Origin of the sequence: Usitatibacter rugosus, from assembly GCF_013003965.1 — a bacterium.
Lineage (GTDB): Bacteria > Pseudomonadota > Gammaproteobacteria > Burkholderiales > Usitatibacteraceae > Usitatibacter > Usitatibacter rugosus.
Genome location: NZ_CP053069.1, coordinates 602,570 through 627,580 on the forward strand (window position 1 = coordinate 602,570; position 25,011 = coordinate 627,580).

At 68.0% G+C, this 25,011-nt stretch carries 20 protein-coding genes; 8 read left to right on the plus strand and 12 right to left on the minus strand.

The features are described from left to right. Window positions 1–5: 5 nt before the first annotated feature. The 5 genes from DSM104443_RS03160 to DSM104443_RS03180 are packed head-to-tail and all read left to right on the plus strand — an operon-like array spanning window position 6 to window position 9,562. A complete protein-coding gene (locus tag DSM104443_RS03160) occupies window positions 6–1,253 on the plus strand; it encodes a hypothetical protein (RefSeq protein ID WP_171089370.1) in 1,248 nt (415 codons plus the stop codon). Between the two features lies 1 nt (window position 1,254). Further along, window positions 1,255–2,994 (plus strand): Ig-like domain-containing protein, encoded by a 1,740-nt coding sequence (locus DSM104443_RS03165; protein WP_171089372.1) that lies wholly within the window; start codon window positions 1,255–1,257, stop codon window positions 2,992–2,994. Window positions 2,995–3,017: 23 nt separating this feature from the next. Then, window positions 3,018–6,170 carry an Ig-like domain-containing protein gene (locus tag DSM104443_RS03170; RefSeq protein ID WP_171089373.1) on the plus strand — a complete coding sequence of 1,051 codons (3,153 nt, stop codon included), beginning with the start codon at window positions 3,018–3,020 and terminating at the stop codon, window positions 6,168–6,170. A gap of 52 nt (window positions 6,171–6,222) precedes the next feature. Then, window positions 6,223–7,743: a choice-of-anchor U domain-containing protein gene (locus DSM104443_RS03175; RefSeq protein WP_171089375.1), complete on the plus strand. Its 1,521-nt coding sequence runs from the start codon at window positions 6,223–6,225 to the stop codon at window positions 7,741–7,743. 31 nt (window positions 7,744–7,774) lie between these two features. Beyond that, on the plus strand, window positions 7,775–9,562 hold the full coding sequence (locus DSM104443_RS03180; protein WP_171089377.1) for an Ig-like domain-containing protein: 1,788 nt from the start codon (window positions 7,775–7,777) through the stop codon (window positions 9,560–9,562). 66 nt (window positions 9,563–9,628) lie between these two features. Here the strand turns inward: DSM104443_RS03180 and DSM104443_RS03185 are convergent, their stop codons facing one another. The 3 genes from DSM104443_RS03185 to DSM104443_RS03195 form a co-directional block, all read right to left on the minus strand. Then, the gene (locus DSM104443_RS03185; protein ID WP_171089379.1) at window positions 9,629–10,855 is read right to left on the minus strand and encodes an aspartate carbamoyltransferase; all 1,227 of its coding nucleotides are present in this window, start codon (window positions 10,853–10,855) and stop codon (window positions 9,629–9,631) included. Window positions 10,856–11,009: 154 nt separating this feature from the next. Then, window positions 11,010–12,314 (minus strand): ABC transporter permease, encoded by a 1,305-nt coding sequence (locus DSM104443_RS03190; protein WP_171089381.1) that lies wholly within the window; start codon window positions 12,312–12,314, stop codon window positions 11,010–11,012. 1 nt (window position 12,315) lies between these two features. Beyond that, window positions 12,316–13,074, minus strand: a complete 759-nt coding sequence (locus DSM104443_RS03195) for an ABC transporter ATP-binding protein (protein ID WP_171089382.1) — start codon at window positions 13,072–13,074, stop codon at window positions 12,316–12,318. A gap of 114 nt (window positions 13,075–13,188) precedes the next feature. On the opposite strand from DSM104443_RS03195, the gene DSM104443_RS03200 reads away from it, so the two are divergent. Beyond that, window positions 13,189–14,088 (plus strand): sulfurtransferase, encoded by a 900-nt coding sequence (locus tag DSM104443_RS03200; RefSeq protein WP_171089384.1) that lies wholly within the window; start codon window positions 13,189–13,191, stop codon window positions 14,086–14,088. On the opposite strand, the gene DSM104443_RS03205 is transcribed toward DSM104443_RS03200, so the two are convergent. The 6 genes from DSM104443_RS03205 to DSM104443_RS03230 are packed head-to-tail and all read right to left on the minus strand — an operon-like array spanning window position 14,089 to window position 19,648. Beyond that, window positions 14,089–14,889 (minus strand): hypothetical protein, encoded by an 801-nt coding sequence (locus tag DSM104443_RS03205; protein WP_171089386.1) that lies wholly within the window; start codon window positions 14,887–14,889, stop codon window positions 14,089–14,091. It lies immediately after the preceding gene. A gap of 17 nt (window positions 14,890–14,906) precedes the next feature. Continuing rightward, window positions 14,907–16,256: a sensor histidine kinase gene (locus DSM104443_RS03210; RefSeq protein WP_171089388.1), complete on the minus strand. Its 1,350-nt coding sequence runs from the start codon at window positions 16,254–16,256 to the stop codon at window positions 14,907–14,909. After that, complete coding sequence (locus DSM104443_RS03215; RefSeq protein WP_171089390.1) at window positions 16,249–16,923, minus strand: response regulator; 675 nt, start codon at window positions 16,921–16,923, stop codon at window positions 16,249–16,251. The genes DSM104443_RS03210 and DSM104443_RS03215 overlap by 8 nt, the downstream gene beginning before the upstream one ends. Window positions 16,924–16,925: 2 nt before the next feature. After that, window positions 16,926–17,633: a hypothetical protein gene (locus DSM104443_RS03220; protein WP_171089392.1), complete on the minus strand. Its 708-nt coding sequence runs from the start codon at window positions 17,631–17,633 to the stop codon at window positions 16,926–16,928. After that, complete coding sequence (locus tag DSM104443_RS03225) at window positions 17,630–18,628, minus strand: trypsin-like peptidase domain-containing protein (protein ID WP_171089394.1); 999 nt, start codon at window positions 18,626–18,628, stop codon at window positions 17,630–17,632. Before DSM104443_RS03225 ends, DSM104443_RS03220 begins: the two co-directional genes overlap by 4 nt. Before the next feature lie 3 nt (window positions 18,629–18,631). Next, window positions 18,632–19,648 (minus strand): S1 family peptidase, encoded by a 1,017-nt coding sequence (locus DSM104443_RS03230; protein WP_171089397.1) that lies wholly within the window; start codon window positions 19,646–19,648, stop codon window positions 18,632–18,634. Window positions 19,649–19,676: 28 nt separating this feature from the next. Here DSM104443_RS03230 and DSM104443_RS03235 point away from each other — a divergent pair, with 28 nt between their 5' ends. Further along, window positions 19,677–20,612, plus strand: a complete 936-nt coding sequence (locus DSM104443_RS03235; protein ID WP_171089399.1) for a glycerophosphodiester phosphodiesterase — start codon at window positions 19,677–19,679, stop codon at window positions 20,610–20,612. Here DSM104443_RS03235 and DSM104443_RS03240 read toward each other — a convergent pair. Genes DSM104443_RS03240 through DSM104443_RS03250 form a run of 3 tightly spaced genes read right to left on the minus strand, consistent with a single transcriptional unit; the run spans window position 20,601 to window position 24,129 of the window. Next, window positions 20,601–21,413, minus strand: coding sequence for a DODA-type extradiol aromatic ring-opening family dioxygenase (locus DSM104443_RS03240; protein ID WP_171089401.1), 813 nt, complete (start codon window positions 21,411–21,413; stop codon window positions 20,601–20,603). The two genes, DSM104443_RS03235 and DSM104443_RS03240, sit on opposite strands and share 12 nt — an antisense overlap. Before the next feature lie 5 nt (window positions 21,414–21,418). Next, window positions 21,419–22,741, minus strand: coding sequence for an MFS transporter (locus DSM104443_RS03245; protein WP_171089403.1), 1,323 nt, complete (start codon window positions 22,739–22,741; stop codon window positions 21,419–21,421). Beyond that, a complete protein-coding gene (locus tag DSM104443_RS03250; protein WP_171089404.1) occupies window positions 22,738–24,129 on the minus strand; it encodes a S41 family peptidase in 1,392 nt (463 codons plus the stop codon). The genes DSM104443_RS03245 and DSM104443_RS03250 overlap by 4 nt, the downstream gene beginning before the upstream one ends. A 167-nt stretch (window positions 24,130–24,296) precedes the next feature. On the opposite strand from DSM104443_RS03250, the gene DSM104443_RS03255 reads away from it, so the two are divergent. After that, window positions 24,297–24,941, plus strand: coding sequence for a DUF3047 domain-containing protein (locus tag DSM104443_RS03255; RefSeq protein ID WP_171089405.1), 645 nt, complete (start codon window positions 24,297–24,299; stop codon window positions 24,939–24,941). The last annotated feature ends 70 nt before the right edge of the window (window positions 24,942–25,011 follow it).

The window sequence follows — 25,011 nt, forward strand, 5'->3', positions numbered from 1 at the left end:
GCGCCATGGGAACCCTGCTTCGATCTCTCGCGACCGCCGGCCTGTTCCTGGCCCTTTTCGCCCAGCACGCGGCGGCGGAAACCGTCTTCTCTTTTCGCAGCGACCCCCAGGACTACGTCGGGGCTGGCCAAACCCGCCGGTTCACGCCGGCCGATGGGAACATGTTCATGGAGATCACCTTCAAGAAGGTGATCTTCAACCTCGACAGCCCATCCGGCTATTGGACTGCTGCGTTCTCCGCCCCCAACTATTCCGATCTCGTTCCGGGCGTCTACGAGAATGCGGAGCGCTTCCAGACTCCTGGCAACGGAGGCCTGGATGTCGGCGGCGAAGGGCGTGGCTGCAATACGACGACGGGCCGCTTTGTCGTGCACGAGGTCGTCGTTGCTCCGGGTGACGTGGTGCAGAGGTTCGCGGTCGACTTCGTGCAGCACTGCGAAGGATTTGCTCCAGCATTGACGGGTTCGATTCGCTTCAACAGCGCCGTTCCGCTGCCGTCGACGCAGGCGCCCGCGCCTCCCGGGGTCCCCGTCGCGCCGCAGGTCCAGGGCCTCTGGTGGAGCGGTCCGCAGGAGAACGGTTGGGGCATGAGCATCGTGCAGCACGCGGACCAGCTCTTTGCCGTCATCTATGCCTACGACAGCGCAGGCGCTCCTACGTGGTACGTCGTGCCCGGAGGAACGTGGAATCCGCAGCGAACGATTTTCACCGGCACGATCTACACGCCTCACGGCACGCCCTTCTTCGCGTATGACCCTTCGCATTGGAGTGTGGGCGCCCCCCGGGGCACCATCACGCTCGCGTTCCAGGGTTCGAGTTCCGCGACGTTCGACTACACGATCGATGGCGTTTCGGGCCGCAAGGCGATCCTGCCGCAGGCGTTCGGAAGGGACGGCTACACGCCGCAAGCGGGCCTGAGCGACATGTGGTGGGGAGGTGCCGCGCAGAACGGGTGGGGCATTGCCCTGCTGCAACAGCAGAGCGTCCTCTTCTCGGTGTGGTTCACGTACGGCGCGAATGGCGCCCCGCAGTGGCTTGTGATGCTCGATGGCGTGTGGACCTCGCCCAGCACCTACGAAGGACGTATCTACCGCACCAACGGCTCGCCGTGGCTCGGCGTCTACGATCCTGCCTTGTTCCGGACTACCAATGTCGGCTCTTTCAAGCTGCGCTTCGTCGGCGATGGAGCCGTGCTCGAGTACTCCGTGGATGGGCACATCGGCTCGATGCCGCTCGTGCGCCAGGCGTTCTGACATGGCGGCGATCGCGCGAGTCCTCGCTGCGGTTGCCCTGTGCGCGGCTGCCGTTCCGTCGTTCTCCGCATCCCTCGTGCCACTGCCCGGAGCCGACGGCCAGGTCACGCGTCCCGTCTCGGCCTTCCCCAACCCGATCGGCGTCACGGTCTTCGACGACACGGGCCAGCCCGCCGTCGGCGTCCGCGTGCGGTTCACCACGAGGACCACGGGCCCCACGCTCGTCGTGCCACCCGAGGTGGGGGCCAACGGCTTCATGCCCATGACGAACGCGCAGGGCGTCGCGATCCTTGCCGGCCCCCCGTTCACGGCGTCCTCGGAGACGGGGACGATCGTCGTCAAGGCCGAAGCGCTCGGCACTTCCGCCGAAATGACGCTTCGCATCGAGGGAACCGGCGCGGTCATGACCGACGGGGTGTCGGGGTTCGTGCAGACCACGCCCGTGAATGCCGCGTTTCCGATCGCGCCCGTGGCGCGGGCCATGGACGGGCTTGGCGGCAATCCGGTGCCGCGTGCGCGGTGCGGCATCTCCAAGTCACCCGTCGGCGCGTCCGGCACGTTCGCATCGGCGCCGGCCGCCAACGGCATGACGGCCTACGCGGACGACAACGGCTTCGTGACCAGCCCCGATCTCATCGCAAACGGCACGCCCGGCGAGTGGCAGCTCACCATCAATTGCGGCACCACGACGTCGGGCCAGGCCTTCTCGCTCACGAACACGTCCCTGGGCGCGGTGCGCATCACGCCGGGCGGTCCGTACGCGATCGCCACCAAGGCGCGCAAGACGGTCGAGGTGACGGTGCGCGATGCCGCGGGAGCGCCGATCGCCGGGCGCGCGGTGCAGTTCGAGTATTCGTACCTCGCCACGTCGGGCTTCCTCGTTTCGCGCAGCGCGGTCACGGACGACCGGGGTGTCGCGCGCACGGACGTCATCGCCGACATCGAGCCCGGATGGCTGGGCATCCGCGCGATCGTGGGCGACGCGTCCGCCATCGTGCACGTGAGCTTCGGCTCACCCGCATTCCCGAGGTTCCAGGACATGTGGTGGGGCGGCCCGGTGGAGAACGGCTGGGGTCTCAGCATCGTGCAGCACTTCGAGAAGCTCTTCGCGGTGATCTACGGCTACGACAACGCCGGCGCGCCCACGTGGTGGGTGATTCCCGACGGCACGTGGAACGAGAAGCGCACGGTGTACACCGGTGCCGCCTACTCTCCGCGCGGCTCGGCGTACTACGCCTACGACGCCACGCGCTTTCGCCCGGGCTCGTCCGTGGGCAACGTCGTGATCACCTTCGCGGGAGAGCGCAACGCGACGCTCGCCTACACGATCAACGGCATCTCCGGCACTCGCCCCATCACGCGCCAGCGGTTCGGCGTGGAGGGCTACGAGGGCGTGCGGGGAACCACGGAGATGTGGTGGGGCGGAGCCTCGCAGGATGGCTGGGGCCTCACCGTGATCCAGCAGGAGCAAACACTCTTCCCGGTGTGGTTCACCTACGACGCGGCGGGCGTTCCGGTCTGGTACATCATGCCCGGCGGCACCTGGGGCGACGGCGGCTACGAGTACACGGGCCGCCTCTTCCGCACGACGAGCTCCTCGTGGCTCGGGGGCTACAACGCCGCGGCGCTGAAGACGATGGACGTCGGTTCGTTCCGCATCAATTTCAGGAGCCCGGTGACGTTCGAGTACACGGCCGACGGTAAGAACGGGACGATGCCGATTTCGCCGCTGGGGTTCTAGGCTTCGGTATCATCGGTGCCGAAATGAAAACAAGAATCCAGGGCGCGCTGTGTTTCCTCATGCTTTGGGCCTGCGCCGCGCTGGCCCAGGCCGCCACGATGACGCCCCTACCGGGCGCGTCGGGGCAGACGACGGCTCCGTACACGGTCTTCCCGAATCCCGTGGGCATCACGCTCAAGGATGACGCCGGCCAGCCCATCGCCAACCGCCTGATCGGATTTTCCTGGAGCTTCCCGGGCGACGGCGGCGCCTTCGTATTCGCGGACGGCGGGTCGGGCTTCGTGACGGCCATGACGAATTCGCAGGGCGTTGCCATCTCGCCGCGCCTCACCGCCTCGAGCCAGACAGGCTTCATCACCATCACCGCGAACGACAGCTCGATCAGCCTTTCCACGCCGATCGTCCTGAACGTCGCGGGCGGGCGGCCCAACGGGCTGCAGCCGCTGGGCGGCGGGCAATCCACCGTGGTGAACACGGCATTCGCGGAGCGCCTGCGGCTTCGGGTGTTCGATACCTCCTCCCAGCCGATGGCGCGCGCTCGTTGCACGTTCAGCCTCCACACGCCGACCTTCGGGGTGGGAGGGTCCTTCGCGGGCTTCCCCGGCGCGCAGTCCGTCGAGGTCCTCACCGACAACGACGGCTGGGCGACGAGCCCTGCGGTCGTGGCAAACGGAAACGCCGGAGACTGGTTTGTCACGGGCGGCTGCCAATCGCTCTTCGCCCTCAGCACCCAGTTCAACCTCACCAATGTGCTGGCATCCACGCCCGTGCTCACGGCGGGTGGCCCGTACACGGTGAACGTCGGTGCGCGCCTCACCGCCCAGGTGACGTTGCGCGACATCGTCGGTAACGTGCTCGCGGGGCGCGTCGTGACGTTCGAGCCGCCTACCGGATCGCCCTTTTCGGATCCGTACGGCACGCTCGATGGCGCCAGCGCGGTGACCGATTCGCAGGGCGTCGCCCGCATGGGGCTCGTGACCAACAACGCGGCGGGCGATTTCACCTTCGTCGCGAGGTACGAGGGCGCGAGCGCGCTGGTGCGCGTGACGAACGTGCGGCCGCCGGAGGCCGTGGCTTTGGTGCAGCCGCTCACGTCGCTGGATCGGCAAAGCACGCGCCCCGGGACGTTCTTCCCGCAGCGGCCTTCGGTGCGGTTGCTCGACGGCCTCGGCCAGCCGGCGACCAACAAGCAAGTCATCTTTACCAGCATCGGCGATCTCGTCGCGGGCGCGCTGTTCGTGTCGCCGTCCATCAGCAACGTCGTGAGCGTGTACACCGACAGCCAGGGCGTGGCCACGACTCCGCCGCTGTTCGCGACCATGGTCCAGGGCGATTCCGTCATCGCGGTGGATGTCCCGCAGCTGGCGGGTGGTCGAATGTACTTCGCGCTCGAGACCGCCGGCCTGCCGCCGGTGCGAATGGAGGTCGTCTCCGGAGCCTCGCAGACGGTCGCCCCGAATTCCAGCGCCCAGCCCTTCGTCGTCCGCGTGCTCGACGTGAACAACCAGCCCGTGCCGCGCGCCGAAGTGCGCTGGGAAACGAGCGGCTCGCAGAGCGGATCGTTCGACGTGGCGCCGCCGACGATGACGGGCTCCGACGGCACGCTCACCTCGACGCCGCTTCGCGTGCACACGGTCACGCCGTTCAGCGCGTTCGCGGTGTGTTGCGGCGCCGGCGTTCGCGCGGAGTTCCCGATCGCGATCCAAGCACCGCCCGCTCCGGTGGCCCACATCCACTCGGCCGGTGTCGGCGACTATCCGTTCCCGGAGACCGACTTCACGTTCTACGCGACCGTCCTCGACGCGAACAACAATCGCCTCGGCGGGGCGACCGTGAGCTTCGTCTCGGAAGCCGTTCCGGGCTCGCCGGCAGCCGTGACGTTCGTGCAGGCGACGGCGGTCACGGATGAATCGGGCACAGCCGCGGTGCAGGTGCGCGCCAACGATTGGCCGGGCGATCTCCTCGTTCGAGCGGAGTACAACGGCACGAGCTATACGGCGTCGCTGAAGATCGTCCCGCGCACGACGCTCTTCAACTATTTTTCCATCGGCCCCGGCACCCTGCAGCTCGAGGGCGGCGGGCCGACGTGCACGATCAAGTCGTTCGATCGCATCGCGAGTCGCGATACGGGCGGTGCCGACGCGGCCATTCCCCAGGGCTTTGGCGCGCCGCTCGGCTACGCGCGATTCCAGGTGCGCCACTGCACGGCCCAGGGTCGAGCCGTGGTCACGACACCGACATTGATCCCCGCGAACGGCGAGGTTTGGCTCTACGGCCCCACGGCCGATCGCGCGGCGCCGCACTGGTACCGCGCACCCGGCGGACGCATCCAGGGCCACTCGATGTCGTTCGACATCATGGACGGCGGCAATGGAGACGCGACGCCCGCGAGCGACGGCGACATCTCGATTCCGCTGGTCGCGGTGCTGGCGCCGGGCGCCATCAACGTCGACCTCTACCCGCAGGTGCAGGACATGTGGTGGTCGGGCCCGTCGGAGAACGGCTGGGGAATGAGCGTCGTGCAGCACTCGGAGAATCTCTTCGCGGTGATCTACGGCTACGACGCGGCGGGCGCTCCGACGTGGTGGGTGATGTCGAGCGGCACATGGAACGCGGCGCGCACGATCTACTCGGGCTCGCTGTACTCGCCGCGCGGCTCGCCGTTCTACGCCTACGACGCCGCGCGCTTCGCGGTCGGCGCTCCCGTGGGAATTCTGACGCTCGACTTCACCGATCCCGCGAACGCGCGCATGTCCTACACCGTGAACGGTGTCGCGGGCAGCAAGGCTATCGTCCGCCAGGTCTTCGGTTCGCCCGCACCCTCCCCGCAGGAAGGGGTCGGCGACATGTGGTGGGGCGGCACCGCGCAGAACGGCTGGGGCCTCTCGGTGCTGCAGCAATACAGCACGCTCTTCCCCGTGTGGTTCACCTACGACGCGGCGGGAATGCCCGTCTGGTACGTGATGCCCGGCGGGACGTGGGTCGCCGGCAACTACGAGGGCCGCATCTATCGCACCACCGGCTCGCCGTGGCTCGGCGCGGCCTACGATCCGGCGGCTTTCCGCATCTTCGACGTGGGCTCCTATCGCCTGCGGTTCGACGGGGCGGGGACGACGTTCGAGAGCACCGTGGACGGCCGCGGCACCTCGGTTTCCATCTCGCGCACGCCCTTCTGACGCCCCGGCGGGACCCCCCGCCAGCTTGCCGAAACCTTTAGAATGGGTCGCTATGATGACGACCCTCGCGCAACGGGCTTTCGCGGCCCTCTCCCTCGCCCTGGTGGCGACCCTCGCCGTGGCGGACCCGAAGCTGGTTTCCGCCCTTCCCAGCGAGAGCCCGCTCACGGACGCGGAGTTCACGGTCCGCATGCAGGTGACGGGCGCAGGCGGCGCGGCGACGGTGGGAGCTACCGTCAACTTCTCGGTCTCCACCGCCACCAACGCCAGCGCCACGCTGCTGCAGTCCTCGGCCATCACGGATGCCAGCGGATACGCGACGATCCAGGCCCGCGCCAACGACTGGGCCGGGGCCTACACGGTGACCGGCACCTCGGGCGCGGAGTCGGCGAACCTGCGCGTCGTGAACCGCGCGCGCCGGTTCATCTCGGTGCAGGACGCGGTCTACGGCGTCTCCAGCATCCAGATCGATACCGAGTCGGCGACCTGCGTGGTGAAGTCCTACCAGCGCCTCCAGCCTTCGAGCGCTCCGGGCCCGAGCGAACAGATTCCGCTGGGGCGCGCGCCCGAGAAGGGCTACGTCGCGTTCAGGCTGGTCCATTGCGAGAAGCCCAACGTGAAGGTCACGCTCAACCTCGGCGGCGACGTTCCCGCCGGCAGCGAGATGTGGATCTTCGGCCGCACCATCGGCAAGGATGACGCGCATTGGAAGCGCGCCTCGAGCGAGGCCTTCGGCGGCGGCCAGGTGACCTTCAGCGTGAACGACGTGAACGACGGCGACGACGACCGCCTCGACAACGACGAGATCCTCGTGCCCACGGCCGGCATCCTCGTGCCCGCGGCGAGCGCGTACCCGCTGGTGCAGGACATCTGGTGGGCCGGCGCGGCCGAGAACGGCTGGGGCATGAGCATCGTCCAGCACGGCGCCACGCTCTTCATCGTGATCTACGCGTATGACGACCAAGGCCGGCCCACGTGGTTCGTGATGCCGGGCGGTTCGTGGAACGCGGCGCGCACCACGTATACCGGCTCGGTCTACACGCCGCGCAGCTCGGCGTATTGGGAGTACGACGCCACGGCGTTCGTGGTGGGCAACCCGGTGGGTACCGTCACGGTGACGTTTGGCAGCGGCTCCAGCGCCACGGTCGCGTACACGATCAACGGGCGCTCGGGCACCAAGAACATCACGCGCCAGGCATTCGGCAACGTCGCCACGCCGACGCTGAATGGCCTGACCGACATGTGGTGGGGCGGCACGCGGCAGAACGGCTGGGGCATCGCCGTCATCCAGCAGTACGCGCAGCTCTTCATGGTGTGGTTCTCGTTCGAGAGCAACGGCCGCGCCACGTGGTTCGTCATGCCCGCGGGCTCGTGGACGGCGTTCGACGAATACGAAGGCCCCGTCTACCTCACGTCAAGCTCGCCGTGGGTCGGCGTGCCGTACGATCCGTCGCGGTTCATGGTGAACCCGGTGGGATCCTTCAAGCTGAAGGTGGTCGGTGCCAGCGCCACGTTCTCGTTCAACGTGGAAAACCACCCCGGCAACTATGCGCTCACGCGCCTGCCTTTCTGACCTTCGCGCGGGGCTGCTCGCAGTAGCCCTGTTGATCCCCGCCCTCGCGGGGGCCGGCGGCGTCGCGGTCACGCCCGTGAACGTGAGCGTGATGGGCGGCGAATCGCGTTCCTTCACGGCGCGCTTCTCGAATGCGGATGGCTCGCCCGTCGCCGGGGCCCCGGTCTCGTGGGCCAACGATGTGTGCGGGACGTTCCCCAACTCCGCCTCCACCGCGGTGGGCACCACGGATGCGAGCGGCGTCTCCAGCATCCGCTTCACCGCTGCGCCGAGCGCGGACGTCACCTGCTGGCTCACCGCGACGGTCGGCGAAACGACGGTGCAGTTCGACGTCGTCACGTACCGGCTGGACCAGGTGTCGATCGCCGTCGTGTCGGGCGTCAACTTCGATCCGCAGGGGAGCATGACCTTCCAGGTCTCCGTGCAGCTCGGCGCCGAGCCCCTGCCGGAAGTGGAGATCACCTCGCGGCTGCTGCCGGGCACGGCGCCGGCGCCGGTGAGCTTCCTGCCGGGCGCGGCGAGCACGGGGCAGGGCGGGCGCGCGAGCTTCGTGCTGCAACCGCCGATGCGCGTCACCGGCGAATACAACGTGGAGTTCGCGTTCCGCGGCATCACCCGGCAAGTGAAGATGCAACGCGGGCCCGAGTACGCGACGCTCTCCAGGACGATCACCGCGCAGTCCGCCGATGGCGGCACGCGCACGCTCACCGTGTCGTCGGTGTCTTCACCCGGATGCGGCTTCGGCGGCGGCTCCGCGATCCTCGATCCCGCCGTGACCGAGTTCCGCCCCGAGCTCGCTCCGGCCAAGGGGCTCGTCTACACCGAAGGGCTGCTCAGCATCCGCACCGAGAACTGCTACGGGCCGGTGCCCACCACGTTCACGCTGACGACGCCGCGTCCCGTCCCCAGCGGCTCGATGTTCTGGATGCTGAGCGCCACGAAGGACAAGCCGCTGCCGCACTGGCACGCCGTGCCGGTCGTGGTTGCGGGCAACACGGCGACCTTCACGCTGACCGATGGCGTGAACGACGGCGATCTCGTCACGGACGGGGCGGTCACGGCGTTCGGCGGCTTCGCGGTCGCGCCGCCGTGGTACTTCGAGCTGCAGGATCTCTGGTGGGGCGGCCTGGGCGAGAACGGCTGGGGTGTCAGCATCGTCCAGCACCAGGAGAAGCTCTTCGCGGTGATCTTCGCGTACGACGGCAACGGCATGCCCACCTGGTATGTGATGTCCGCGGGGCAGTGGAATGCGGCGCGCACGGTGTTCACGGGGGCGCTCTATTCGCCTCGCGGTGCGCCTTACACGGCCTACGATGCGTCTCGTTTGGACATCGGACCTTCGGTCGGGACGCTCACGCTTACGTTCACGGATGCCACGCACGCGACGCTCGACTACGTGATCAACGGCATGGCGGGGCGGAAGCAGATCACGCGCACGATCTTCGGCCCGTCCCTGGCCAACACGCGGCCGGTGGTGGGCGACATGTGGTGGGGCGGCAGCCAGCAGAACGGCTGGGGCATCGCGATCATCCAGCAGTTCGGCACGCTCTTCGCCGCGTGGTTCACGTACAACGAGAAGGGCGAGCCCACGTGGTTCGTGATGCCGGCCGGCTCGTGGACGGCAACCGATACGTTCGAGGGGCGGATCTATCGCACGTCCAGCTCCCGCTGGCTCGCGATGGCGTACAACACGTCGTCGTTCCGCGTTGCCGACGTCGGCACCTTCCGCGTGCGCTTCACCACGACGGACACCGCCGTCTTCGAGTGGACCATCGACGGCCGCTCCGGCACATTGCCCCTCGCCCGCCAGCAGTTCTAAATGTGAATAAAGGGGTCAGACCACTTCATTGCAAGGGCGAGCAATGAAGTGGTCTGACCCCTTTATTCACGTTCTCCACACTGCGTCGCGGAGGTCTTTGGTGACGAGGTTCTCGACGCCGAGCAGGATGGCGAAGATGGCCATGCGAACGGGGATGCCGCTGTCGGTCTGGCGGAAGATGGCGAGGCGCGGATCGCGGTCGAGATCGTCGGCGAGGTCGTTGGCGCCGGCCGTGGAGTCGCGGGGCAGGGGATGCATGAGCACCGTGTGCTTCGCGCAATGCGCTTTCACCGCCGCGCGATCGATGCGGAAGCTCGCGGGATAGGCCTCGAGGCCTTCACCACCCATGCGTTCCTTCTGGATGCGTGTCGCATAGAGGATGTCCGGCTGGCGCACGCCCTTGGGCACGCTGTCGTACTCGGCGACCTTGTGCCCGCGTTCGCGCGCGAGGGCCACGAGGGCCGGCGGCATCTCCAGCGAGGCCGGCGACACGAGCGAGAACCGGATCCCCTTGTAGAGCGAGAGCAGCTTGATCAGCGAGTGGACCGTGCGGCCGTGCTTCAGGTCGCCCACCATCGCCACGTGCGCGCCGTCCAGCTTGCGGCCGGCGCGCGCGAGCTCGCGATGGATCGTATAGAGGTCGAGCAGCGCCTGCGTCGGATGCTCGCCGGGGCCGTCACCGCCGTTGATCACGGGCACGGTCGCCGCGGCCGCGAACTGCGCGACCGATCCCTGCTCCGGATGGCGCACCACCAGCGCGTCCACGTAGCCGCTCATCACGCGGCTGGTGTCGTGGATCGACTCGCCCTTGGCCATCGACGAGAACGTGAAGCCCGTCGTGTCGCAGACTGCTCCGCCCAGGCGGCAGAATGCGGCGCCGAAGCTCACCCGAGTGCGCGTGGAAGGCTCGAAGAACAGGTTGCCCAGCACGGCGCCTTCCAGCACCCGCGTCACCTTCTGCCGGCGCGCGATCGGCTCCATCCGCTCGGCCACGCGCAACACCTCCTCGGCGAGATCGCGATCGAAGACGTCCACCGACAGCAGGTGCGGCCTGCCCGACCGGGCGAGGCGATCGCGAAGCTCCGTGGGGGCCGACGCATCGTTGGCCGCGAGCCCCATCGTCCCGATGAGGCGCGCCACGACGTCCGGCATGGTCCGCCGCTCGCTCGAGGTCTCCGGCAGCAGCCACGTGTCCAGCGCGCGGCGCGAGACGCCCAGCTTCTCGGCGAAGGCATTGCGGGTCATGGAGAGGCGCTGCATGGCGTCGCGGAGGAGGGCTTGCTGGGCGGGCATGGTCGCTGACGGGTGTATACGCAATGCGTACTATTATCCTAGACCATAGACCGCGCATCAAGCTACACAAAGCGTATACAAAACGAATAAGGGGGTCAGACCACTTCATTGCTCGCCGTTTGCAATGAAGTGGTCTGACCCCTTTATTCGTTCCTTATTCTTCCCAGTCGAAGCGCTTGATGGCGATGGCGGCGAAGACGGCGGCAAAGGCGAGCATCGCTCCCACGGGCGCCCAGGCGGCTTCGATGCCGAGGCCACGCCAGGTCATCGCCTCGAGGCCGTCCACGGCCCAGCGGGTGGGCGTGAAGAGGGTCACGGTCTGCAGCCATTCGGGGAAGACGAAGGCGGGCACCCAGGCACCGCCGAGCATCACCAGCAGCAGCGTCGCCAGCACTGCGAGGCCGCGCGTGGCCTCGGGAGTCTTGCCGAGGGCGGCGATCAGGAGTCCGAACGAGGAGGTGAGGACGGCGAAAGCGATCGTGATCATCACGAACCCCGCCACGCTGCCCTCGATGTGGACACCGAAGAACGCGATCGCCGCGGCATAGATCCCGGCCATCAGCAGTGCCGCGATCAGCGTCCCCGATGCGATGCGGCTGCCGAGCAACAGCGTCCGCGAGACCGGGGCCGCGCGCAGGCGCTTCCACAATCCCATGCGGCGCATCAGGAGGATCCCCACGCCGATCTCGATGCCCATGAAGAGCACGAACTGCACGCCCATCCCCGCGAAGGAATGCGCGAAGCCGTTGTACTTCGCGTTCACCTTGCCGGTCACTTCCATTTGCTTGGTCTCGAAGGGCATCGAGAACCCGGGCGCATCGCCACCGGCCTTCGAGGACGCCGCCGCACCCGTGGCGGGCTTCTGGTGCGATTGCATGCGCTCGATGCTGTCGAAGAGGCCGAGCAGGTCGCGGCGCTCGGCTTCATTCATGTCCGGTGCGGACTTCACCTGTCCGCGAATGTCGGTGAGCGTCTTGGACCCGGTTTCGAAACTGAATGCGGCGCGGGAAACGCTTTTCATCACGTGCTCCGCGAGCAGCCCCTTCACGAGCTGCAGCGCGATCGCCTGCGACGGGTCGTAGTGCACGACGATCTCCGGCTTCTTCGTTCGCGTGGAGAACATCGCCTTGGGCGCCGCATCGCCGAAGCCGGCGGGGATCACCGCCGCGGCGCGCACCTTGCCTTCGCGCACGCGGGCGATCGCGTCGGGCTCGGAGACTTCCTGCAGGTCGAACGATTCGTCGGCGCGCATCGAGGCGACGATCGCCTTCGACACGGCACTGCCATCGAGATCGACGAGAGCAACCGGCACGCGCGTCGGCTTCTTCGGCGGGCCGCCCATCACGCTGCCGAAGAACGCAGCGATGAGGATGGGTGCCGCGAGCGTGATCAGCAGCGCGCGCTTGTTGGAGAAATAGAGGACGAGGTCCTTGCGGATGAGGGCGATGAAGGCGTCCATGTCAGTCCCGAAGCTCGCGGCCGGTGAGGTGGAGGAAAACGTCTTCGAGGGAAGCCTCGCGCACCACGGTCTTCGTGCGCTTCCCGGCCGGCAGGAGGTCGAGCAGCGCCTCCTTTCGATCCGAAGCCACGACCTTGCCGTGGTCCACGATCACGATGCGGTCGCAGAGGCGCTCGGCCTCTTCCATGTAGTGCGTCGTGTAGAGCAGCGCCTTGCCGCGCGCGCGCAGCGCCTCGAGGTTGTCGAAGATCGCGTTGCGGCTCTGGGGATCGACGCCGGCGGTCGGCTCGTCGAGGAGCAGTACGTCGGGATCGTGCACCAGCGCGCAGGCGATGTTGAGCCGCCGCTTCATCCCGCCGCTGAAGGTCGCGGGCTTGGCCCTGGCGCGATCGGACAGGCCCACGAGCGCGAGGGCGTCGGCGGCGCGCTGCCTGAGCGTCTCACCCTTCACGCCGTAGAGGGCGCCAAAGAGCTCGAGGTTGGCGATGGCGGACAGGTCTTCGTAAAGCGAGATGTCCTGCGGCACGAGACCGATGCGGCGCTTGGTGGGGCTGGCATCGTCCCCGACCGGTACGCCGCCCACCGTTACCGTCCCCTTGTCGGGCGGGGTGAGGCCGCAGAGCATCGCGACCGTGGTCGATTTGCCGGCGCCGTTCGGCCCCAGCAGCCCGACGATCTCGCCGGCGTTCACGGTCAGCGAAACCCCCGATACCGCGGGCTTCGTCCCGTACGACTTCCAGAGGTCTTTGGCTTCCAGCATGAATGGGGTCAGACTCCATTTAGGTCAGTGCGGCGACCTTAAATGGAGTCTGACCCCAATTATTGGGAAGTGCGACGAACGGCGGTGGGGCGGCGCCGCTGGTAACCTAGCGCGATGAGTTTCCGGGCCCTCCTGCTGGCCCTGGCGCTGGCGGCGCCGGGAGCCGGACTCGCCGCCGGGCGCGAGTCGATCGTCGACACTTATTTCGTCCTCAAGGCCGCCTATGCGGGCGCCATCGTGTGGGACGTGCGGCGGGCCGAGGAGTACGACCGCGGCCACATCCCCGGCGCGGTCAACATCGACCACGTCGCGCGCGCCCTCCTCGACGACAAGACCCAGCAGTTCCTGCCGCTGAAGGACATCGAGAAGCGCCTGGGCAACGCCGGCATCGATCCGCGCAAGACCATCATCGTCTACGGCTCCCGGGGCAGCTCCTACGCGCACTTCGCCCTCTACGCCCTCGAATACTTCGGCGCGAAGGACGTGCGCGTGCTGAACGACGGCTACGAAGGCTGGGTCGCCGCGCGCCGCCACACGACCAACCGCGCCACCGCGCGCGCTCCGGTGCGCCTGAAGCTCACGCCCAACCCGAAGGTGATCGCGACCACCGAGGAGGTCGTCGCGCGGATCGGCAAGCCCACGGTGCAGTTCGTCGATGTGCGCCGTCCCTCGGAATGGAGCGGCGAGGAATCGGAGACGCTGCAGGGCGGCCACCTGCCCGGAGCGGTGCTGATCCCGTACAACGAGGCGTACGCCGATCCTGCAACGCCCGAGAAGCTGATGAAGGGCGAGACTTCCGACACCGCCGGTATGGCCCTCAAGCCCGACGCGGACCTCGCGAAGATCTACGAGAGCCTCGACCCCGCGAAGGAAACGATCGTCTACTGCCACACGGGCATTCGCGCCGCCGTCACCTACGACGTGCTCGCGCGCCTCGGATTCAGGAACGTGCGCGTCTACCACGCGTCCTGGTACGAGTACGGCAACCTCCCCGACGCGCGCGTCGAGAAGTAGCTACTTCAGCACCGCGTAGCAGCCGCGAAGCACCAGCGAGCGGATGATGATGTGGTCGCACGGAATGGTCCGCGGCTGCCCGGAGAGGTAGTTGGTCTCGAGCGATTGCTGCTCCCGCGCCTGGACCATGAGCTCGTCGGCGGCCTTGGGATCCCCGCGCAGGCGCACCAGGTCCGCAATCGCCGCGAGCGCATCGCCGGCGCCGAGCGTGGTGGAGACGTCGTTGCGATAACGCTGGCCCTCGACGTAGACCACGATCTCTTCCAGCATCACGCTCGAGACCTTGATGGCCGGGGCTTCGTCGGCGAAGACGCGCGCGCCCCTCGCGAGGTTCTCGATCAGCAGCGTGCGTTGCCGGAAGTTGTTGGACGTGTGGTAGACCGACCCCTCATACGCATCCAGCGCGGCCTCCAGCTGCGCCACGCCCTCCTGCTTCTCGCCCGCCCGCACGAGCGCCACGCCGAAGTTGTTGCGGTGCCGGATCCCCGCGCCCGTGTCGTTCATCGTGCCGTCGTACTCGGCGAGGATCTTGCGGAAGACGGGGAAGGTCCTCTCGATCTGGCCCAGGCGCACGGCCGCCTCGTAGAGGCATTCGTAGGCGGCGACCGCCTGCTTGGCGTCCTTCTCCTTGACCGCTTCCTTCCAGGCGTTGTCGCAGGCCTCGTAGGCCTTGGCGGGGCGGTCGGCCTTGAACTCGAGCGTCGCCTGGTCGATCCACTGGCGCCAGTTGCTCGGGCCGCGCGAACACCCGGCGGGGACGAGGAGGGAGAGGACGAGGAGGGTGCGAAGGGCGGCGCTCACCGCCCAAGGATAACCAATCAGGGCGCGAGAGCGGGGAACATCACGCCGACGCGCGTGCCCGATTCGCCGGGCCGCTCGGAGAGCTCCACCGAGGCGCCGTGGCGCTGCGCGATCTCGCGCACGATCGCGAGCCCGAGGCCGCTGCCTTCGGTCGATTCGTTGTCGAGGCGATAGAAGCGCTCGAAGATGCGCCCGCGCTCGGCTTCGGGAATGCCCGGCCCGTCGTCGGTCACTTCCAGCAGGGACGAGCGCCCCCAGTGGCGCGTGGCGATGCGGACGTTACGCGCACCGTAGCGCGACGCGTTGTCGACGAGGTTGGTCGCGAGCTCGCCCAGCAGCATCGGATTGCCGCGGATCGGGGCGACGTCGAGATCGAACTCCACCTCGACACCCCGCTGCGTCGTAGCCCGCAGCCAGGAATCCGCGCGGTCTCGCACGATGTCGGAGAGGTCGCAGGCGCGCTGCTCCACCTCGGGATTCGACGCGGGATCGGCGGAGGCGAGCGAGAGCAGCTGCTGCGCGAGGCGTGCGAGGCGTTCCGCACTCGAACGTGCCTGGCCCAGATGCGCGGCGCGTTCAACCTCGGTTCCCGCGCGCACGAGATCGAGCTGCGCGAGCAGCCCTGCGATCGGCGTGCGAAGCTGGTGCGCCGCGTTCGCGACGAAGCGCACCTGCGTGCGTTGCGCCTCGCCCAGCCGTCCCAGCATGTTGTTCAGCTCGCGCAGCACCGGCTTCAGCTCCTCGGCCACGTCGGCATCGCTGATCGGCGAGAGGTCCTGGTAGGAGCGCGCCTGGATCTCCTCGCGCAAATGCTCGAGCGGTGCCAGGCCTCGCTTCACCCCGTAGAGCACCATGACGGCCGCGAGCACGCACAGAAGCATGGTCGGTGCGATGACCGAGAGCAGAGCTTCGAGCTGCGCACGCTCGCGCTTGCTCATCGTCTCGGCGACGGCGAGCGTGACCGGCCCGCCCCCCACCGACACCTGGCGCGACGTGGCGCGCACCGTCTTGCCGGCGACGTTCGCGTACCAGAAGTGCGGGCCGGGATTCACGTGGGCCGGCGGCACGCGCAGCGCCGGGTCCCCGGCGATCAGGCGGCCGTCGCTGCCGAAGAGCGCGAAGTACATGCGCGTCTCGGCGTCGGAGCGGAGGATGGTTTCGCTTTGCGTCGGGGCGAGCAGGGCGGGCGTGCCGTCCTGCAGCCCCACGTGGATCACCGTCGCCGTGGCGACGTCGGCGAGGTCTTCGTCGAAGGATGCGGTCTGGTGTTCATGGAGCAACTGGTAGGAGCCCGCCGCGGCCAGCGCGAGCACCACCACCATCGGAGGCAACAGCCAGGCGAGAAGCGTCCTTCGAAGGCTACGCATCCTTCCAGGCTTCGACCAGGTAGCCCAGGCCGCGGATCGTGCGGATCTTGATGCCCGAGTCCTCGAGCTTCGAGCGCAGGCGCGACATGTGCACCTCGATCGCGTTGGCCGAGATCTCCTCGTTCCACGAGGCGACGGCGCCGGCGATCTTGTCCTTGCCCACGATGGCCTCGACGTTCGAGAACAGGTACTCGAGGATCGCGTGCTCGCGCTGCGGGAGGTCGAGCGGCTTGCCCGAGAGCATGGCGCGCTTGCGGTCGAGATCGATGGTGAGCGGGCCGTGCTCGATGATGCGCGACTTGAGCGCACGGCCGCGGCGAGCGAGCGCGTACACGCGCGCGAGCAGCTCTTCCGTGGCGTACGGCTTCGGCAGGTAGTCGTCGGCCCCGAGCGTGAGGCCCTGCACGCGGTCCGACACATCGTTGCGCGCGGTGAGCACGAGCACCGATTGCTGGCCGCCGTTCGCGCGCATCTTGCGCAGCCACGAGAAGCCGTCGACGCCGGGCAGGCCGATGTCGAGGATCACGAGGTCGATCTGCGAGACGCGCAGGGCCGTATCGGCTTGCTCCGCGGACGTCACGGAATCGGCGACATAGCCTTCGCGGCGAAGCTTCTCGGTGATGCCGCCGGCGAGGATGGGATCGTCTTCTACGATGAGTACATGCATGGTCAGGGGCTCGCGTTTTCGAGTTTGTAGTATAGGCCGACAGACACGAATTTCTCGGACTTCGTTCCCCCGGAACGCGCTACGTATGTCAGGTCCACGTCAAGATTCTTCGCGATTTGCGTCCACTTTCCGCCCACCCGGTAGAAGGGACGGCTCGCGTTCTCCCCGAAGACTTCGCCGACCACGGTGAGGGGAATGCCGGCGAGCGGCGCCTCGAACGCGATTCCCCAGAGGGTGAGATCGCGTTTTTCCGCGCTGTTGCGAAACCAGCCTGCGTTGAGATGCAGCAAGCGGTCCGGCGCGCCGAGCTGGAAACTCACTGGAACAATTGCATACAAGTTGTTCCAACCGGATTCAGTTTCACGAAGGGGAAAACGCTGCACGCCCACCGTGAGGCCGACGCCCCAGGGGTTGTCGTCCACGGAGACGAACACGGTCTTGCCCTGCACATAGGCCTGCGAGAGCGCGCCCTGGCCGTCCATGTGCGTCCGCGAGGCGCCGAGCTGCCATTCGAAGTTGCCGCCGAAATTGCACGCAGGCGCGGCCCAGAAATCGGTGGCCACGCGGCTGCGGTCGACCCACGCTTCGAGCTGGCACGCCTTCGGTTCGAGGATGGTCGCGTCGTCGGTGGTGAGCGGGCGGCCCGCATGCACCACACCCGGCATTGCGAGGCCGACGAGCAGCCACCGCAATGCGCGAGCGGTGCTCACACCTTGTTGATCCAGTCGGCCGGCACCGCGAAGTTGAGGTTCTGCCCGAACTTGTGCTGGAACGTGACGATGCCGACGAGGCGGCCCTGCGTATCGAAGAGCCCGCCGCCGGAAGAGCCGGGCGAGATGGGCGCGGAGGTCTGGATCACCTTGCCGTCGGGGAAGTCGCGCAGCGCGGAGACGATGCCTTCGCTGATCGTGAGCTCGAGGCCTTGCGGAGCGCCGATCGCGAACACGCGTTGCCCCGGCTTCAGGTTCGCAACACTGCCGAGCTGGACGGCAGGCGCGCTGAGGCCCGAGACCGAGAGCTTGCAGAGGTCGTGCTCGTTGTCTTCCGCCGAGACCGACGCACGGTATTCCTCGTTGCCCACTTTCACGCTGATCTCGCTGCCGTTGCGCGTGACGTGGCAGTTGGTGATGACCACGCCGGGGCCGATCACGACGCCGCTGCCCTGGCTCACGGGTTGCCCACCCGCGTCGCGCACCAGCACGCGCGCGACGCTTTGCGAGGCGCTCGCGAAGACGCTCTCCGCGGTGCCCATGACGGCCGGCAGGTTGGTCGTGGAGGCGGTGGATTCGAAGGCGTTGCCCGGCACGGGCGGCGCGATGGTGACGGGCGCGGGGCGGGTGGGATCGTAGTCGCTCGCCACGCGCGACACGGACTTCACCGTCATGACAGGCTCGCGGGGCTTGCTCCACTTCATCCACGCGAGGCCGGCCGCCACGATGACGACGGGCAGCGCCCACTTCACCCAGCCCGGGACACCGCTTTCCTTCTTCACCGACCTGCGGCGGGCCGGCAGCGTTTCGTCGTAGCCCGCGCGCACGGTGTTGTTCGAGAGCACGCGGTAGGCCTCGCGCACGTCGTCCAGGCTATCCGTGCCCGCGTACGTGCGGTTCTTGAATTCGTCGACGCGCTCGCGGAAGGCGGCGGCGATCTCCACCGAGGAAGCATCGCGCTCGACACCGAGCACGTCGTAGTGGGTGCGCGTCATGGGCTACTGCTTCGGCGGAGGCTGGCCGCGCGTACGCATCTGCGCGAGCGAGCCGGCGGCGGTCGCGGCGTTGCCCTTGTCGGTGAGCACACCGATCAGGCGGCCGTACGCGTCGAAGAGCCCGCCGCCGCTCGCGCCGGCCGGAACGGGAACGGAGAGATCGATCATGCGTGCGGTGTTCGTGGCGCGCAGCGCCTTCACCGTGCCCTCGACGACGGAGAGGTGCGTGCCCTCGTGGTAGCCGACCACGAAGACCTTGTCGCCGGCCTTGGGCTCGTCGGTGTGGGGGACGAGGGGCCTCGCCGAGACGGGCGTGATGGTGAGGCGACAGAGGTCGAGGTCTTCGTCGAAGATCGCGACGGTGGCCGGCACCGATTCGACGCCGATGCGCGCGACGATCGTGGCGCTGGGCGGCAGGGCGTGGCACGTGGTGACGATGGCATCCGGTGCGACGAGCACGCCGTTGCCCACGGGCTGCGGCTTGCCGGAGATGTCGTACGCGAGGATGCCGGCGATGACGGGGGCGGCGATGCCGAGGATCTCGGTCGCATCGCGCGTCTTGGGCGGCGGAGGCGGCGGGGGCGCGGCGACCTTGTCCGCGGCGATCGGCGCGGGCGGCGTGGAGCGATCGCCCGAGCCCATGCGCCAGAAGACGATGGCGGCGACGATCACGAAGGCGACGACGGCGGCGATGAGGATGCCGCGCTTGCGTCCTTTCGCGGCGACGGTGTCTTCGTCGTCCGCTTCCAGCACGAGGTCGGGGGCGCCGTGGGCTTTCGCCTCCTCGCGCTCCTCGCGCGTGATCATCGACGCGTCGTAGGCCTCGCGCTCCTTCGGCTGGCAGAGAATATGATAGGCCTCGCGGACCAGCGCGATTTCCTGCGGGTCCGTACCGGGCCTGCGCTCCATCTCCGCGAGACGTTTCTTGTACGCAACGCCGATGTCGATCGCCATGGCATCGCGCTGGACGCCGAGGATGTCGTAGAGCGAGCGCTTCTTGGCAGGCGGTTTGGCCGACATTCATGGATCATATAGAGAGGGACCCCGCATGAAAACAACCGTCTGGCTGGTCGCGGCGACCGTCGGTCTGGCCGGCTGCACCACGCTCGAGATCCAGGGGCATCGCGGGGCTCGCGGCCTGGCGCCGGAGAACACCCTCGCGGCCTTCGGAAAGGCCCTCGACGCGGGCGTGGATACCCTCGAGCTGGACGTCGGCGTCACGAAGGACGGCTGGGTCGTCGTGACCCACGACCAGGCGCTGAACCCCGACATCACGCGCGGCCCCGACGGCAAGTACCTCGAGGGCAAGGCCGGCCCGGCGATCAAGGACCTCACGTTCGTCGAGCTGCAGCAATACGACGTGGGGCGCATCAAGCCCGGCACCGAATACGCCAAGCGCTACCCCGACCAGCAGGCCATCGACGGAACGCGGATCCCGACGCTCGTGGACGTCATGCAGCTGGTGCGCGATCGCGCCCATCGAGGCGTCACGCTCAACATCGAGATCAAGCGCGATCCCACCAAGCCGGAGCTGACACCGCCCGCGCGTACCTACGTCGGCGCGCTCATCACCACGCTCTACACGTACAGCTTCCAGCAGCGGGTGACGATCCAGTCCTTCGACTGGGAGGCGCTCGAGATCGCGAAGGCGCTGGCCCCGCACATCCCGCGCTCGTACCTCACCGCGCAGAGGAAGACCTTCGACACGATCGAAGCGGAGAAGGGCGGCTCGAAGTGGACCGCGGGCTACCGGTACGCGGACTACGGCTCGGTGCCGAAGATGGTGCGGGCCGCGGGCGGGTTGATCTGGTCGCCGAACTACAACGACCTGGACGAGGCGAAGGTGAAGGAGGCGAAGGAGCTGCACCTCGTGGTGATGCCCTGGACCGTGAACGATCCCGAGGTGGCGAAGAAGCTCAAGGCCTGGGGCGTGGACGGCGTGATCACCGACCGGCCCGACCTCATTCGCGCGTCAATGAAATAGCCAGGCGTCCATGCCGAGCGAGCCCATCTCGATGCCGAGCTCGATGCGTTCGGCGCCGAGGGGCTCGGCGATGTCGTCCTCGTGGCTCGCTTCCGGGAAGCCCCCGGCGCCCATCGCGACGAAGAACGGATCGAAGTGCTCTTCCGTCGGGTGCGCGCGCGAAGGCTGCGGTGCGAGGCGGCGGTAGTCCAGCAAGTCCTCGAGCGCCCTTTCCCCGACCTTCTGCGCGATCCAGTCGTTGAAGTCGCGCGCCCAGTCCATCACCTTGCCGGACCCGCTCCAGTCGAGGTCGCGCAGGTTGTGCACGATGCCTCCCGAACCGATCACCAACACGCCGCCCTCGCGCATCGGTGCCAGGGCCTTGCCGATCGCGTAGTGGTGGCGCGCGCCCTGGCGCGATTGCACCGAGACCTGCGCCACCGGAATGTCCGCCTTCGGGTACATCCACCTCAGCGGCACCCAGGCGCCGTGGTCCAAGCCGCGCGCGGCGTCGACCTCGACGACCAGGCCCGCGTTCGCGAGCGACGCCTGCACGCGCTGCGCGAGGATCGGCGAGCCCTTGGCGGGATAGCGGATCTGGTAGAGCTCCTCGGGGAAGCCGGTGAAGTCGTGGATCGTCTCGGGCTGGCGCGCTCCGGAGACGAGCGGGGTGGAGGTGTCCCAGTGCGCGGAGACCATCACGATGGCTTCCGGGCGGGGGAGCACGTTGCCCAGGCGCGTCCAGGCGCGGGTGACGTCGTTCGCCTGGTTCGCGATCGTGGGCGCGCCGTGCGAGACGAAGAGGCTGGGGATCGTGGCCATGGAAGCTAGATGGGTGCGGCGGCGGCCGGGTTCAACATCGCGACCCGCTCCCGGCCCCGCCGCTCGTTCACGAACGCGAGGCAGCCGAGCGCGGCGATGAAGAAGACGCCGGTGAGCAGCATCGCGAGGCGATGGTTGCCGCCGGTGGCCCAGGAGACTGCGCCGTACGTCACGGGCCCGAGGATGGAGGCGAGGCGCGTGGCCACGCCCCAGAGCCCGAAGAATTCCGCGGCGCGCTCCTTCGGCGAGAAGTACGCGACCAGCGCGCGCCCCGCCGATTGCGACGAGCCCATGCACAGCCCCGCGAGGTTGGCCGCGACCCAGAAGAGCGCGGTGGTGGTGGACGCATACGCGACGATCGTCATGAGGACCCAGCCGACGATCGTGATGCGCAGCGCCATCACCTTGCCGATGCGATCCTGCGCGTATCCGAAAGCGAAGGCGCCGATGGCCGCCGTCACGTTCACGACGAGGATCAGCATGATCGTGTCCTGCGTCTTGAAGCCCATCACCTGCTCGGCGTAGATGGCCGCGAGCGTGATGACGGTGGCCACACCGGCCTGGTAGCAGGTGCCGCACGCGAAGAGCCAGAGGAGGTCGCGATATTGCGCGGCTTCCCGTGCGGTGTGTAGCAGCCTCGCCATCGCGTGCGATTCCACGTTGGCGGGCGGCGTGGGCACGGCGCGTTCCTTCAGCAGCAGGAAGGTGGGCAGTGCCGCGAGGCCGAAGACCACGGCGGTGATGATCATCGTGCCGCTCACGGCTTCGGAGGCCGTCGATCCGCGCGATCCGGCGGTGAGCACCCAGGCGAGGCAGAGGGCCAGCGCGATGAGCCCGCCCACGTAGCCCCAGCTCCATCCCCAGCCCGAGACCTTGCCGAGCGACTCGGGGCGGGCGAGCTCGGGCAGGAAGGCGGCGGTGAGGTTTTCGCCGAGCGCGTAGGCGACGTTCGAGACGATGATGAAGACGACGGCCCAGGCGACCATGCCCGGCCCCGCGAAGGCCAGCGCGAAGGTGCCGCCGACGCAGATGAGCGTGCTCACCGCGAGCGCCTTCTTCTTCGCGGCGTGCGCATCGGCCCAGGCGCCGACGAGCGGGCCGAGGCCCATCACGATCGCGTACGAGATGCCGAGCGCGACCGTCCACGCGAACGTGGCCCACTCCTCGTTCTTCGCGACCACGGAGACGAAGTACGCGTTGAAGACGGCGGTGAGGACGACGGTGGTGTAGCCGGAGTTGGCGAAGTCGTACATCGCCCATCCGAAGACTTCGCGGCGACGGACGCCGGGATTCAGTGCCGGGTGGCCCTCGCTCGGGGCGGCGCTCACTGCTTCGCGTTCACGGTGGCGGGCACGACGGAGGGCACGACGGCGGCGAGGATCGACTGCGCCTGCTCGAGTGCGCGGTCGCGGTTCAGCTGGAGGTCGTGCAGGGTGACGGGCACGGTGGTGTCGGGGATGACGCCTTCGCCCTCGATCCGCTTGCCGTTGGCCATCTCGAAGCCGACCTCGCTGTACGCGAGCTCGCCGCCGCCGGGAATCGACGCGTAGCCGAGGAAGCCCAGCAGGCAGCCGCACGTGGGTTGTCCCACGATGGTGCCGCGCCCCGTCGCCTGCATGGCCGCGGCGAAGTACTCGCTGCCGCTGCCGCTCGATTCGTTCACCAGCACGATGACCGGCCCCTTGTACGCGTTGTCGTTGCCGGCGACCGCGCTCTTCAGCTCGATCACCTCGACCGCCCCGAAGAGGAAGCTGACGGGCTTGCCGGTGCGCGTGAGGGTGCGGCCGAGCTCGGTCCTCTTCCCGAAGAACTCGTCCAGCGCGGCCTTCACCGCATGCAGCGATCCGCCGGGATTGCCGCGCAGGTCGACGATGATGCCGGGTGCGGATTTCAGGTCGCGCATCGCTTCGACCATGCGGCTCGTGGCACCGAGCGTCCACTGCGTGAGGCGCACGTAGCCGTAGCCCGAGGGCAACGTGCGCGAGCCCGCGCTCGCGGCGGTGGAGAGCCTGCGGCGGCGCAGCGTCGCGTCGATGGTGCCGCCGTCGGCGCGCTCGAATGTGAAGGCGACTTTGGAATCGATCTCGCCCGCGGTGAGGCGGCGCACGGCGCGCAGGTGGCGCGAGCGCTCGGTGGAGTCGTTGCGCGTGCCGGCCTTCAGCTTCTCGAAGGCGGCCATCGCGTCTTCGCCGCCGATCTTCACGATGCGCATCCCGGAGCGCACACCCGCCCAGAACGCATCGGAATCCACGTTCACGCCGGCCACGACGAGCTTGCCTTCCAGCACCACGAAGGAGAAGCCGAGCGAGATGCTCTCGTTGTTCTCGATCTGCGCGGCCCGCTTGGGCGATTCGACGCGCGTGTGGGCGTCCTTCAGCTCGCCGGTCATGCGGTCCAGCGTGTCCCAGAAGGTGTCGTCGTCGGGGGCGCCGAGGGCGAGCGGACGGAATTTCTCGCGGGCCGCTTTCCAGTCGACGCCGTTCAGGTTGGGGTCGTAGTAGCGGTCGTTGATCGTGCCCCAGACGAAATCGAAGGCGCGCGCCCGGTCGGCCGCGGCCAGGCCGGGACCGGCGGGCACGGACACGGGCGTGGTGGAGACCGTGGTGGGCGCCAGCGTGTTGCGGCGGCCCAGCATGTTGAACGGGTCGATGGCGGCGCAGGCGGCGAGCTGGCACGTGGCCAGGACGAAGAGTGCGCGAATTGCGAAATTTCTCATTGGCGAGGCGGGAATGCGGATAGACTGGCGGCGCCTTGTCCTTCGGCGTCAGCATAACCGATAAGATGATTCGCCCAGCGCACGGGTTCCTGGTTTTCCTCCTCGCGGTTGCGGCGTGCTCGTCCGCGCCATCGCTTCTTCCTTCAGGCGAAACGCGCTTCCCCTCGTTGTTCTCGGCCTCCGCCGTGCTCGAGGGATTGCCCGAGGGCTGGAACATCTACCGGCTCCTGCGCTTCAAGCCCCTCACCAAATACGCGCTCGTACCCGAAGGCGGCACGAACGTGGTGCATGCCGTCGCATCGAGCTCCGCTTCGGGGCTGAACCAGCCCGTCTCGGTGGACCTTCGGGAGTTCCCGCTCGCCGAGTGGCGCTGGAAGGTGCCGCGGTTGATCGCGGACGCGGACAACTCGCAGCCCGCCCATGCCGACGCGCCGGCCCGCGTGGTCTTCACGTTCGAAGGCACGCGCGAGCAGCTCCCCGACGACGAGAAGCTCAACTACGACCTCGCCAAGGCGTTGACCGGCAATCCGCTTCCCTACGCGACGCTGATGTACATCTGGGAGCCCAACCGTCCCGAGGGCGAGATCGTCACGCACTACAACTCGACGCGCGTGAAGATGGTCATCGCCGGCAACTCCCGCCTCGACCTCTCGCAGTGGCACGACAAGAAAGTGAACGTCTTCGAGGACTACCGCCGCGCCTTCGGCGAAGATCCTCCGCGCGTGAAGTCCGTCGGCATCATGTCCGACTCCGACAACACCGGCGTCTCGGTCGAAGCCTTCTACGGCGACATCCGCTTCCTCAAGAATTAGGGTCAGACCCTTTTTCTCGGAAATTAGGGTCAGACCCTAATTCTTGTAGACGATTTTCCTTCCTGATCGT